Source organism: Bacillus kwashiorkori (assembly GCF_001375515.1).
In the GTDB taxonomy this organism is placed as follows: Bacteria; Bacillota; Bacilli; order Bacillales; family Caldibacillaceae; genus Bacillus_BK; species Bacillus_BK kwashiorkori.
Window position 1 is genome coordinate 474,702 of record NZ_CTDX01000016.1, and the last position, 12,574, is coordinate 487,275.

Annotated in this window: 11 protein-coding genes; 10 read left to right on the forward strand and 1 reads right to left on the reverse strand. The window is 37.4% G+C overall.

The window, feature by feature from the left end; genetic code table 11:
- Positions 1-13: 13 nt before the first annotated feature.
- From BN1242_RS11520 to BN1242_RS11555, 8 genes are all read left to right on the forward strand, one after another.
- Positions 14-997 (forward strand): thiamine pyrophosphate-dependent dehydrogenase E1 component subunit alpha, encoded by a 984-nt coding sequence (locus BN1242_RS11520; RefSeq protein WP_062356026.1) that lies wholly within the window; start codon positions 14-16, stop codon positions 995-997.
- A 15-nt stretch (positions 998-1,012) separates the two neighbouring features.
- A complete protein-coding gene (locus BN1242_RS11525; RefSeq protein ID WP_062356028.1) occupies positions 1,013-1,996 on the forward strand; it encodes an alpha-ketoacid dehydrogenase subunit beta in 984 nt (327 codons plus the stop codon).
- An 18-nt stretch (positions 1,997-2,014) separates the two neighbouring features.
- Positions 2,015-3,310, forward strand: a complete 1,296-nt coding sequence (locus BN1242_RS11530) for a dihydrolipoamide acetyltransferase family protein (RefSeq protein ID WP_062356031.1) — start codon at positions 2,015-2,017, stop codon at positions 3,308-3,310.
- Positions 3,311-3,487: 177 nt separating this feature from the next.
- A complete protein-coding gene (locus BN1242_RS11535; RefSeq protein WP_062356034.1) occupies positions 3,488-5,500 on the forward strand; it encodes a methylmalonyl-CoA mutase family protein in 2,013 nt (670 codons plus the stop codon).
- A gap of 96 nt (positions 5,501-5,596) precedes the next feature.
- Positions 5,597-7,684, forward strand: coding sequence for a methylmalonyl-CoA mutase (gene scpA / locus BN1242_RS11540; RefSeq protein WP_238985150.1), 2,088 nt, complete (start codon positions 5,597-5,599; stop codon positions 7,682-7,684).
- Positions 7,685-7,691: 7 nt separating this feature from the next.
- The gene (gene meaB, locus BN1242_RS11545; RefSeq protein WP_062356041.1) at positions 7,692-8,702 is read left to right on the forward strand and encodes a methylmalonyl Co-A mutase-associated GTPase MeaB; all 1,011 of its coding nucleotides are present in this window, start codon (positions 7,692-7,694) and stop codon (positions 8,700-8,702) included.
- Between the two features lie 250 nt (positions 8,703-8,952).
- A complete protein-coding gene (locus tag BN1242_RS11550; RefSeq protein WP_062356044.1) occupies positions 8,953-9,390 on the forward strand; it encodes a BrxA/BrxB family bacilliredoxin in 438 nt (145 codons plus the stop codon).
- An 87-nt stretch (positions 9,391-9,477) separates the two neighbouring features.
- Positions 9,478-9,987 carry a L,D-transpeptidase gene (locus tag BN1242_RS11555; RefSeq protein WP_062356047.1) on the forward strand — a complete coding sequence of 170 codons (510 nt, stop codon included), beginning with the start codon at positions 9,478-9,480 and terminating at the stop codon, positions 9,985-9,987.
- Positions 9,988-10,135: 148 nt separating this feature from the next.
- Here the strand turns inward: BN1242_RS11555 and prli42 are convergent, their stop codons facing one another.
- A complete protein-coding gene (prli42, locus tag BN1242_RS13540) occupies positions 10,136-10,231 on the reverse strand; it encodes a stressosome-associated protein Prli42 (RefSeq protein ID WP_077216196.1) in 96 nt (31 codons plus the stop codon).
- A gap of 201 nt (positions 10,232-10,432) precedes the next feature.
- On the opposite strand from prli42, the gene mce reads away from it, so the two are divergent.
- Positions 10,433-10,831, forward strand: coding sequence for a methylmalonyl-CoA epimerase (gene mce / locus BN1242_RS11560; RefSeq protein ID WP_062356050.1), 399 nt, complete (start codon positions 10,433-10,435; stop codon positions 10,829-10,831).
- A gap of 105 nt (positions 10,832-10,936) precedes the next feature.
- The gene (locus BN1242_RS11565) at positions 10,937-12,502 is read left to right on the forward strand and encodes an acyl-CoA carboxylase subunit beta (RefSeq protein WP_203226059.1); all 1,566 of its coding nucleotides are present in this window, start codon (positions 10,937-10,939) and stop codon (positions 12,500-12,502) included.
- Positions 12,503-12,574 lie beyond the last annotated feature (72 nt).

Genomic DNA, 12,574 nt, shown 5'->3' on the forward strand with positions numbered 1-12,574 from the left:
AGGGGGCAATATGATGAATAAACACGAATCTTTAGGATTGACTGAGAACCAAGTGTTAGAGATGTATGAAACGATGCTGCTCGCTAGAAAACTAGATGAGAGAATGTGGCTATTAAATAGATCAGGGAAAATCCCATTTGTTATTTCTTGCCAAGGGCAAGAAGGAGCACAAGTTGGAGCAGCATTTGCCTTAGATCGGAATGAAGATTATGTCCTACCATATTATCGTGATTTAGCAGTCGTGCTTGCTTTTGGAATGACACCGAAGGAAATTATGCTATCGGCCTTTGCGAAAGCAGAAGATCCTAATTCTGGAGGCAGACAAATGCCTAGCCATTTTGGTCAAAAGAAAAACCGCATCGTAACAGGATCTTCACCAGTTACAACACAAGTACCACACGCAGTTGGATTCGCCCTAGCCGCAAAAATGGAAAAACGTGATTTTGTATCATTTGTAACATTTGGTGAAGGTTCTTCCAATCAAGGTGATTTTCATGAAGGCTTAAATTTTGCCGGAGTTCACAAGTTGCCAGTAATTTTCATGTGTGAAAACAATAAATATGCCATTTCGGTTCCTTTATCTAAACAACTTGCTTGTGAAAAAGTTTCCGACCGTGCGATAGGTTATGGGATGCCAGGTTTTACGATTGATGGTGATGATGTTCTAGAAGTATATCGTGTCGTGAAAGAAGCGAGGGAACGTGCATTACGTGGCGAAGGACCGACACTAATTGAAGTATTAGTCCACCGTATAACGGCTCATTCAAGTGATGATGATGATAAAGCATATCGCGAGGCTAGTGAATTGGAATATGTACGGAATAATGACCCGCTACCAAAGTTTGCGGCATATTTAAAAACAAACGGAGTCCTTGATGAACAAACTGATGCAGAAATAAATAAAAAAATAATGCAGCTTGTCAATGAAGCAACCGATTATGCTGAAGCAGCACCGTACGCTAATCCTGAACACGCGTTAACACATGTTTATGAGTAAAGAGGGGGAGAAAAAATGCCAGTCATATCATATATAGATGCAGTTACAATGGCTTTAAGAGAAGAAATGGAACGTGATGAGAAGGTTTTTGTATTAGGTGAAGATGTCGGGAAAAAAGGGGGAGTATTTAAAGCTACACAAGGGCTTTATGATCAATTTGGAGAAGAACGAGTAATTGATACACCTCTTGCCGAGTCAGCAATTGCCGGTGTAGCAATCGGAGCGGCGATGTATGGGTTACGACCTGTTGGTGAAATGCAATTTGCGGATTTTATAATGCCAGCAGTAAATCAAATCATTTCTGAAGCTGCACGTATTCGCTATCGATCCAATAATGATTGGAGCTGTCCGCTAGTAATTCGTGCACCATATGGCGGTGGAGTTCATGGAGGACTTTACCATTCACAATCCGTTGAGGCTGTTTTCGCGAACCAGCCAGGTTTAAAAATAGTGATGCCTTCTACTCCTTATGATGTAAAGGGATTATTAAAAGCTGCTATTCGGGATAATGATCCAGTCCTCTTTTTTGAACATAAACGAGCTTATCGCTTAATAAAGGGAGAAGTGCCAACGGAAGATTATGTACTTCCTATCGGAAAAGCCGATGTGAAGCGAGAAGGAGAAGATATTACAGTTATTACATATGGATTATGTGTCCATTTTGCCCTTCAAGCTGCAGAAAAATTGGCTAGCGAAGGGGTGTCTGCACATATTTTAGATTTGCGAACGGTGTATCCCCTTGACCAAGAAGCAATCATCGAGGCAGCTAAGAAAACGGGGAAAGTCCTATTAGTCACGGAAGACAATAAGGAAGGAAGTATAATCAGTGAAGTGGCGGCGATTATCAGTGAACATTGCTTATTCGATTTAGATGCACCAATTATGCGTTTAGCTGGTCCAGATGTTCCAGCAATGCCGTATGCACCTACGATGGAAAAATACTTTATGATGAATCCAGACAAAATTGAAAAAGCAATGCGCGAACTGGCGGAGTTTTAAAAAAAGGGGGGAAATTACATGGCAATTGAACAGATGAAAATGCCGCAATTAGGGGAAAGTGTGACAGAAGGAACGATAAGCAAATGGCTTGTTTCCCCAGGTGATTATGTGAATAAATACGATCCTATTGCAGAAGTAATGACAGATAAAGTAAATGCAGAAATACCATCTTCGTTTAGTGGCACTATTAAGGACATTATGGCAAACGAGGGAGAAACGCTTGCTGTAGGAGTAGTAATATGTTCTATTGAAACTGGTCAGTCAAATGATAATCCGGATGCAGTTACTAATAGTCAACCACCATTAGAAACTAGTCAGCATAACGATACGAATATACAAACGGATATTGCGGATTCCAATAATAAACAACGCTATTCACCAGCAGTGTTAAAATTATCTCAAGAACATGGGATTGAATTGTCACTCGTAAAAGGGACTGGCAAAGGCGGTAGGATAACTAGAAAAGATATTTTGGCTATTATAGAATCGGGAACGGTGCCAAAACAAGTAGAAAAAACAGATGAAAAACTTATACAGACAGAAAGTAAGAAGAAACCAACATCCCCACAAATGAATGAGGCAAAAGCTGAAATTCAATATAATACAACAAGTCTTGACAGGGAAATCCCTGTTACTGGTGTTAGACGCGCCATCGCAAACAATATGGTACGCAGTGTAAGTGAAATTCCGCATGCTTGGACGATGGTTGAAGTAGATGTAACAGACTTAGTACAATATCGGGATAAGATAAAGAATAATTTTGCGAGTAAGGAAGGTTTTCCAATTACGTACTTTGCTTTCTTTGTAAAAGCTGTTGCACAAGCTTTAAAAGAATTTCCACAAATGAATTCGATGTGGGCCGGTGAGAAAATTATTCAAAAACAGGAAATTAATTTATCGATTGCAGTGGCAACTGATGATGCGTTGTACGTGCCAGTAATTAAACATGCAGATGAAAAATCTATTAAAGGTATTGCAAGAGACATATTTGAATTGGCCAACAAAGTTCGTTCAGGTAAATTAACGGTTCAAGATATGGAAGGTGGAACTTTCACAATTAACAACACTGGTTCTTTTGGCTCAGTACAATCAATGGGTATTATTAATTATCCGCAGGCAGCCATTTTGCAGGTAGAATCGATTGTGAAGCGGCCAGTTGTTATGAATAATGGAATGATTGCTGTACGCGATATGGTGAATTTATGTTTATCATTAGACCATCGTGTTTTAGATGGCTTAATATGTGGAAGATTTTTAAAACGGGTGAAGGAAATATTAGAAAATTATTCCGAAGTATCAACGTCAGTTTATTAATATGTCATAGCCGTTGCTTTCCGCTTGCAACGGCTTCATTTTCATGTAAAATATATATATGAATAAAATTTCAGTAAATTTATGTTATTCAACGAGTTGGAAAATTTTGTTTAGTAATCAGGCCTAAAGAACTAAGAGACAAAAAGAAAACATTACATGGAATGGGAGGATTTTTAAATGGAGAAACAAATCATCACAATGGATCATGTAAAAAACGAAACATTTGCTGAAAAAACTTATGAGGAGTGGCTAAAAGAAGCGGAAAAATCATTGAAAGGAAAAACAGTCTCTGCATATTACAGTGAAACAGCGGAAAATATAAAAATTAAACCCCTTTATACGAAAAATGATATAGAAAAAACCACGTACGAGGCACTTACTAACTTCTCGATTAAACTTTCCACTGAATACATAAAAAATGAGCAACATCTTTGGAAAATATCCCAAAAAGTATCAGGTGAAACATTGCAAGAAATAAATGACGATTTAAAACAAGCGTTACATGCAGGACAAAATACGATTTATATTCCACTACTAGATTCCTTAAATGTGGAGACTCTTCAAACTTTGTTAGATGGGGTAGACGTTGAACAATATCCATTTTTTATCGAAGAGAAGGAAATTGCCGCCCCATTTTATTTAATGCTTTCAGAATGGGTTGATAAAAATGGTGTGGATGCATCGGCTATTACAGGGCTAATTGGGAGCGACCCATTTACATATATGATTGATAATAAAATAGGTAGCGATGAATGTGATATTTATTATTCCTATTGGTGGGACGCTATTACGTATGCTAGTGACCGTTTCCCTAATTTAGACACCATCTTTATCGATTCTCGTTATTACGGGAATGCTGGTGCGAATGCAATCATTCAATTGGCTGTGGCCATTTCAACAGCTGTTGCCCATATTGATCACTTGCAATTATCTGGACTTCATGCAAAGGAAATTTTGCCGAAAGTTGTTCTAGGGCTTTCAGTCGGATCTAATTTCTTTATGGAGATTGCAAAAATACGAGCAGCAAAAGTGTTATGGACGAAAATAAGAGACGCCTATGAAATAAAAGAAGACTTGCCGCCACTACAAATTTTTGCCGAAACGAGTTCCGTTAACGAAACAAATTTAGATTTACATGTAAATCTCCTTAGAAAAGGGAATGAAGCACTAGCTGCGGCTATTGCAAAGGTAGATTATTTACGAATCCATCCTTTTTCTCAGTTAAGTGGAGTGCAATATAAATTAAGTCAAAGATTAGCTCTAAATATGCATCATATTTTACGAGAAGAGGCGAAGATAGCCCAAGTATATGACCCAGCAAACGGAGCATATTTTATCGAATCATTAACTAGTGAGTTAATTGAAAAAGCATGGTCTTTCATAATGATGATTGAAAAACAAGGGGGCTTACTGGAGGCAATTAAAAAAGGGTATATTCAAGATTTAATAAAAAAGGATCAGCAAAGACTTGTTCATCAATTGAACACACAAAAAAATAAACTAGTAGGTGTAAATAAATACGTTAATTTGGAAGAAAATCTGGACTTTTTACCTTCTAGTACAGAAGAAGTCCACTATGAAAATCCTTTTGTTCACCAAATATATCCACTTGCAGAAGTACAAGATATGGTCCGAGATGGTTTCACATTAAAAGAATTCATGTATGAAAGTTATATTGAGCCAGATACTGTTGACAGTTTTACCCAACTTAGACTAGCTAAATCATTTGAAATTTTACGTAAAAGAAGCCATCAATTAGCAAAGCGTGGGAAAACACCTACAATACCAATTGTTTGCCTAGAAGAATATCAATCTATTAAAGGGAAAATTGACTTTATTACTGATTTTTTTGCCGCTGGAGGAATTCGCTCAGACATCATTGGGAAAACAGCTGATTCTAGTAAAATATTCCGAGAAAATATTAATCATTTCGTTTGCCTCTGTGGAACGAATAAGCATTATAGTGATTTTGCTAACAGTTATTTGCCAAAATTAAAAGAAGAATATCCACATATTCAATTAATCTTAGTAGGAGAATTAGACGAAAATCTTATAGAACAATATAAACAATACGATGTTAAATACTTTATATATCGAGATGTAAATCAGCTTGTTATTTTAGAAGAACTATTGGATATAATGGAACTCGATTTTGACCTAATGTCAGATACAAATAATCCATCTAAATGAAGGGGCACGTAATAATTTATTATTGGGGGACAGCGAGATATGAAACCGGATTTATCAAAAACGAAACTTTATCCCGAGGCAAATGAAGAAGTAGGAATGGATAGTATTCCTACTTCTCCCACGATGGAAGGAATTGATGTGAAGCGAGTATACACAATGAAAGATGTGGAACAGTTGGCTCACATTAATACATTCCCAGGATTGGCGCCATACATGAGAGGACCTTATCCGACGATGTATGTTACTAGACCTTGGACTATTCGCCAATATGCGGGATTTTCCACCGCTGAAGAGAGTAACGCATTTTATAAGCGGAACTTAAAGATGGGACAAAAGGGTTTATCGGTTGCCTTCGATTTGCCGACCCATCGTGGGTATGATTCTGATCACCCACGTGTCTTTGGCGACGTGGGTAAAGCTGGTGTTGCGGTAGACTCGATATTAGACATGAAGATATTGTTCGATGAGATTCCGTTGGGTGAAATGTCTGTTTCGATGACGATGAATGGAGCAGTGCTACCGATTTTAGCGTTTTATATCGTAACAGCCGAGGAACAAGGGGTTTCCAAAAATCAATTAACTGGGACCATTCAGAATGATATATTGAAAGAATATATGGTTAGAAATACGTATATTTACCCACCGGAAGTATCCATGCGGATTATTGCAGATATTTTCGCATATACAGCAAAACATATGCCGAAATTTAATAGTATTAGTATTTCGGGTTACCATATGCAAGAAGCTGGGGCTCCTGCAGATATTGAATTAGCTTATACATTGGCAAATGGTCTTGAATATGTCCGTACCGGAATAGAGGCAGGACTGGATATCGATTCATTTGCTCCTCGACTATCATTTTTTTGGGGAATTGGCATGAATTATTTTATGGAAATCGCCAAACTTCGGGCAGCTAGAATTATGTGGGCGAAGTTAATGAAGCAATTCTCTCCTAAAAATCCGAAGTCACTAGCATTGAGGACCCACTCTCAAACATCTGGCTGGAGTTTAACCGAACAAGATCCATTTAATAATGTTATGCGAACATTAGTGGAAGCCCATGCAGCAGTAATGGGGCATACACAATCACTTCATACAAATGCATTAGATGAAGCCATTGCATTACCGACCGATTTTTCCGCTCGGATCGCAAGGAATACGCAAATTTATTTACAAGAAGAAACGGATTTAACAAAAACAGTAGACCCTTGGGGCGGTTCTTTTTATGTAGAATCTTTAACGAATGAATTAATGGAAAGAGCATGGGAACATATCGAAGAAATTGAACGTCATGGCGGAATGACGAAAGCAATCGTTGCTGGTATTCCGAAATTAAAAATTGAGGAAGCAGCTGCAAAAAGACAAGCGATGATTGATTCGGCAGAAGAAAAAATTATCGGTGTGAATATTTATCAAGTTGCTAACGAAGAACCATTAGAAATTTTAGATATTGATACAACGAAAGTATATGAAAAACAATTACAAAGACTTGCCGAATTAAAAGCACATCGTAATGAAGCTGATGTGGAGAACGCGTTAAATGCAATTACTGAAGCGGTTCAAAGTGGAAAAGGAAACTTACTTGAATTAGCCGTTCATGCCGCTCGGAAACGGGCTACTTTAGGAGAGATTTCTTACGCTATTGAAAAAGTTACAGGTAGACATCAAGCAGCGCAAAAATCCATAAGTGGCGTATATGTTAAATCTTACGGTGACCAAAGTAAAATTAAAGAAATACAAACTTTAACGGATGAGTTTTTTGAACTGGAAGGAAGAAGGCCGCGCATTTTGATGGCGAAAATCGGCCAAGACGGACATGATCGTGGTGCAAAAGTGATTGCGACCGCTTTTAGTGATATGGGTTTTGATGTCGATATTGGGCCACTTTTTCAAACACCTGAAGAAACTGCGAAACAAGCGGTGGAAAATGATGTCCATGTTATCGGCATGAGTTCACTAGCAGGAGGACATAAAACCTTTCTTCCCCGAATTATTGCTGAATTGGAGAATTTGGGGAGAAAAGATATTTTTGTAGTTGCTGGTGGAGTAATTCCTGAAAAGGATTATTCATTTTTAAAAGCAAATGGCGCTGTTGCAATTTTTGGCCCCGGTACGAATATTCCGGAGTCGGCAAAAGTGGTCGTAGAAGAAATATTTAAACGACTAGGTTACGAGAAAGGTTAATGAGCATATGACTAGCTCGAAGTGGATTAAAAAAACATCCCCATTTTCTATCGTGGAATATGCAGAAGGACTAAAAAGAAATGATCGGGCTATTTTAGCAAAAGCAATTACGTTAATTGAAAGTAATCATCCAAATTATGTAAATCAAGGGCAACAGTTATTAAAAGAGATTTTACCTAATACTGGAAACTCGTTGCGAATTGGAATTACTGGGGTACCTGGAGCGGGTAAAAGTAGTTTTATCGAAAATTTAGGGACGATGCTATGTAATACGGGGAAAAAAGTCGCTGTGTTAGCTATTGATCCGAGTTCTCCACTTTCTAGTGGTAGCATTTTAGGAGATAAAACGAGAATGGAGAAACTGTCTCGGCACCCGAATGCATTTATCCGTCCATCCCCGACAGGTGGGTCATTAGGTGGGGTTCACCGTAAGACACGTGAGGCAATTTTATTATGTGAGGCGGCAGGGTTTGAAATCATTATCGTAGAAACGGTAGGTGTAGGTCAAAGTGAAGTAAGTATTAGTACGATGACGGATATCGTTTTGCTGCTTGCAATAACTGGTGCTGGTGACGACTTACAAGGGATAAAAAAGGGTATTTTAGAAATCGTTGACAGTATTATCGTAACGAAAGCCGATGGGGAAAATTTACAGAAGGCACTTGAAACGAAGAGTGAATACAAACAAATTCTTCGGCTACTATATCCGCGGACAAAAGGGTGGAAGCCACAAGCGTTGGCATGCTCTTCATTCACTGGATATGGGATAAAAGAAATTTGGGAGTTAATCCTTCAGTTTGAAAAAGAAACGAAAAAATCAGGAGTTTTTCTTACACGGAGACAACAACAAACGAAAGACTGGCTCAAATCGACTATTTTTGAACAACTGGAGTATTCTTTTTTTCAAAATGAAAACGTGAAGTCTGTATGGAGTGAAATAGAACAGGGCGTCATACAAGGGAAATTACCGGTTACTCAAGCTGCAAATCAGTTGATGAAAATATATAAAAATACTTAAAAAAATAGCAAGTCATTATTGTAACAAGTCTTTTTGGTTTTTGTATTAACAATTTTTGTGGCGACCAACAAGCTCTCAGAAAAATAAAAAAAGAGATAGTGCGTTTAGCACTATCTTTTTAATTAGGGAGTAGGGGTATGGATCATGTTACTTTTAATATTCCCCCTTTCCAAAATAATAAACCTTAAAATTTGTATTTAGCTAATAAAAATTGTTAAGATAATTTTAACGAAGTAAAGGAGTGATTTTCATGAGTTTAGATTTCAATATTATGATGAATGATGTCGTTCGACAAGCAAGATTAGATTTAACAGAAGCAGGCTATGAAGAATTAAAAACTCCCGAAGAAGTCGACAATGCTTTCAAGCAAAAGGGTACTGCTCTCGTTATGATAAATTCTGTATGTGGTTGTGCTGGAGGAATTGCTAGACCAGCAGCAAAACATGCCATTCATTACGATAAACGACCTGATCACCTTTATACTGTCTTTGCTGGACAAGATCGGGAGGCAACAGAAAGGGCGAGAAGTTATTTTACTGATTATCCGCCTTCCTCTCCATCTTTTGCATTATTAAAAGACGGCAAACTATGTGGAATGGTCGAACGGCACGAAATTGAAGGACATGAAATTATGTCTGTCATTGAAAAGTTACAAAATCTTTTTGATGAGCATTGTGAAGAAGTGTAAGTTAGCCTAACTGTATATAAATGAAAATAATGAATGAAACCCACCAGCTTTTTCAAATACTATGAAAAAATTGGTGGTGTTTTTTATATGAAGAACCTTTTATTGATAATACTAGCATTTACTATCTCGCCTCTATGGCCAATAGGACCAAATCCACTACCAGGCGATCCATTTATCATCGTAAATAAACGGACAAATGAGTTAGCCTTTATTCATAATGAACAAGTTCAAATGAAATTTCCAGTTGCAACCGGAAAAACGGATGAATTAACACCTGAAGGAAAATATACAATTACAGTCAAAGCAATTAATCCATACTATCGGAAGAAAAATATAGCAGGAGGTTCTCCAAAAAATCCACTTGGCAGCCGTTGGATTGGTTTTGATGCGAATGATACGAATGGACGAATTTATGGAGTTCACGGTACAAACCGACCGAGTGAGATTGGTAAGTATGTTTCTGAAGGGTGCATCCGATTAAAAAACGAAGACGTAGAGCAGTTATTTGAGCTTGTCCCTTTAGGAACGAAAATTTTAATTACGAGTACGACAAAAAGCTTTGAACAAATTGCAAAAGAAAATGGGGCGATCGATTAACAACAAAATTTTAGGGACAAGTCAACGGAATATTTTCGCTGACTTGTCCTTTTCGGCGTTTCTAACAGAAAAAATATCTCGTTTTCCATGCCCCTAATGATGATAGAAACCGAAAATAAAGCAAAATAAAATAAACCTTAACGAAAACCTAAAGTAAAAATGCTATCCCAGTCATAATGGTAGACGCTACCATAGCGATGATCATTAAATAAACGACGATTTTTTGTATTTTCCGATTCCGCATTTATAAACCTCTCTTTCAATTAACCTTTTATTATTATTTTAACGATTTTTTCATTAACGGACAAGCTATGTATGATTCCAGCTTTTGACAGAACTGCGAAAAATAATATTGGTAATACGGCGGAGATGAATAATTTAAAAGATTTCTATATTATAGTAATATACGATTTTATCGTGGATATAGAACAAAGGGGGAGTATGTTTGAAACAAATTGATCATATTGGAATTGCTGTCGAATCAATTGCTAAAACATTGCCATTTTACACAGATGTACTAAAATTTACTTACTTGAAAACGGAAATAGTTGAATCAGAAAAAGTGAAAGTTGCATTTATTGATTGCGGGAATTGTAAAATCGAATTGTTAGAACCTCTTTCCAACGAAAGTCCGATTGCTAAGTTTTTAGCAAAAAAAGGGGAAGGCATCCACCATATTGCAATAAAAACAGCGGATATATTGGGAGATATTCGTTTCTTAACGGATCATAATGTGAAAATGATTAATGAAACTCCAAAGCGTGGAGCTGGTGGAGCTAATATTGCCTTTCTCCATCCGAAAAGTACTCAAGGAGTATTAATGGAGTTGTGTGAAAAAGAATAGTAGTTATTAAATCTTGTGACTTTTAAAAACTTGACAGGGGAAAACAAAGTTCCTACTTACTATTTAACGCTACAAAAAACTAGGGGATCAAAGGGGAGAAGTGAGATGCAGTCAACGAAAGCAATAGATATATATGATAAAATTCATGAACTGTATGATAAGCGTCGCGAAGTTGAACTTGGTGGTGGGGAAGAAAAAATTGATAAACAACATGAAAAAGGGAAATTAACTGCTCGCGAACGAATTGACTTATTATTGGATAACGGAACATTTGTCGAGTTAAATCCATTTATGGAACATCGTTCATATGATTTTGGTTTAGAAAATGCGAAAGGTCCAGGAGATGGAGTCGTTACTGGTTATGGGAAAGTAAATGGCCGACCAATATATTTGTTTTCCCAAGACTTCACTGTTTTTGGCGGTGCATTAGGGGAAATGCATGCCAAAAAAATTGCCAATATTATGGATTTAGCAGCAAAAAATGGTGTTCCAATTGTCGGCTTAAATGATTCTGGTGGGGCAAGAATTCAAGAAGGTGTCCTTTCATTAGATGGTTACGGTCATGTATTTTATCGGAACTCAATTTACTCAGGGGTTGTTCCGCAAATTTCTGTAATTATGGGACCTTGTGCAGGTGGTGCCGTTTATTCGCCTGCCATTACGGATTTTGTAATAATGGTAGACAAAACAAGTCAAATGTTTATTACTGGTCCGAAAGTAATTGAAACAGTAACTGGGGAATGTATTACTGCGAATGACTTAGGAGGGGCGAAAGTACATAGTACTGTAAGTGGTAATGCTCATTTTCGTGCTGAAACAGAAGAAGAGGCACTACAGACAGTGCGTCAATTACTTTCTTATTTGCCGTTAAATTTTGAAGAGAAGCCGCCGATTATCGCTACTGAATTGGTCGATGATTATCGTCCACATCTTGCGGAAGTTGTTCCTTTTGAAACGACAAGACCTTATGATGTAAGAAAAGTAGTGACAGAAGTCGTTGATCCGGATTCATTTTTTGAAGTTCAAGCAGAATTTGCTAAAAATATCGTCGTTGGTTTTGGCAGAATTAAAGGAGAAGTAGTAGGTCTCGTTTGTAATCAGCCAAAAGTAATGGCTGGTGGGTTGGATATTGATTCATCCGATAAAGCAGCTAGATTCATTCGTTTTTGCGATAGCTTTAATATTCCAATCATTACTTTTGAAGATGTTACAGGATTTTTCCCTGGCGTAAAGCAAGAACATGGTGGTATTATTCGTCACGGTGCGAAAATTTTATACGCTTATTCTGAAGCGACCGTTCCAAAAATCACTGTCATCACTAGAAAAGCTTATGGTGGTGCATATGTTGCCCTTAACAGTAAAGCAATTGGTGCCGATTTAGTATTTGCTTGGCCTAATGCGGAAATCGCAGTTATGGGGCCACAAGGTGCTGCAAATATTATTTTTGCAAAAGAAATTAATAATAGTGAAAATCCTGAAGCGTTACGACAAGAAAAAATAGAGGAATATCGGAATAAATTTGCCAATCCATATGTTGCTGCAAAAATGGGGATGGTTGATGATGTGATTGATCCGAGAGAAACAAGGATAAAGCTAAGCCAAGCATTAGATATGCTACGGACAAAAAAAGAAACAAGGCCGAGAAAAAAACATGGCAATATTCCGCTATAATAACAAAATAAAAGCAGGATAAAAAAGAGTATTATTTAGTTCGATGTCAACACTAGAAAGGGACTTCCAGAC

Coding starts and splice junctions, on each gene's coding strand:
- BN1242_RS11565 (WP_203226059.1), top strand. CDS start 10,937: ATGCAGTCAACGAAAGCAATAGATATATATGATAAAATTCATGAACTG.
- prli42 (WP_077216196.1), bottom strand. CDS start 10,231: ATGCGGAATCGGAAAATACAAAAAATCGTCGTTTATTTAATGATCATC.
- BN1242_RS11555 (WP_062356047.1), top strand. CDS start 9,478: ATGAAGAACCTTTTATTGATAATACTAGCATTTACTATCTCGCCTCTA.
- meaB (WP_062356041.1), top strand. CDS start 7,692: ATGACTAGCTCGAAGTGGATTAAAAAAACATCCCCATTTTCTATCGTG.
- BN1242_RS11525 (WP_062356028.1), top strand. CDS start 1,013: ATGCCAGTCATATCATATATAGATGCAGTTACAATGGCTTTAAGAGAA.
- BN1242_RS11530 (WP_062356031.1), top strand. CDS start 2,015: ATGGCAATTGAACAGATGAAAATGCCGCAATTAGGGGAAAGTGTGACA.
- scpA (WP_238985150.1), top strand. CDS start 5,597: ATGGATAGTATTCCTACTTCTCCCACGATGGAAGGAATTGATGTGAAG.
- BN1242_RS11535 (WP_062356034.1), top strand. CDS start 3,488: ATGGAGAAACAAATCATCACAATGGATCATGTAAAAAACGAAACATTT.
- BN1242_RS11520 (WP_062356026.1), top strand. CDS start 14: ATGAATAAACACGAATCTTTAGGATTGACTGAGAACCAAGTGTTAGAG.
- BN1242_RS11550 (WP_062356044.1), top strand. CDS start 8,953: ATGAGTTTAGATTTCAATATTATGATGAATGATGTCGTTCGACAAGCA.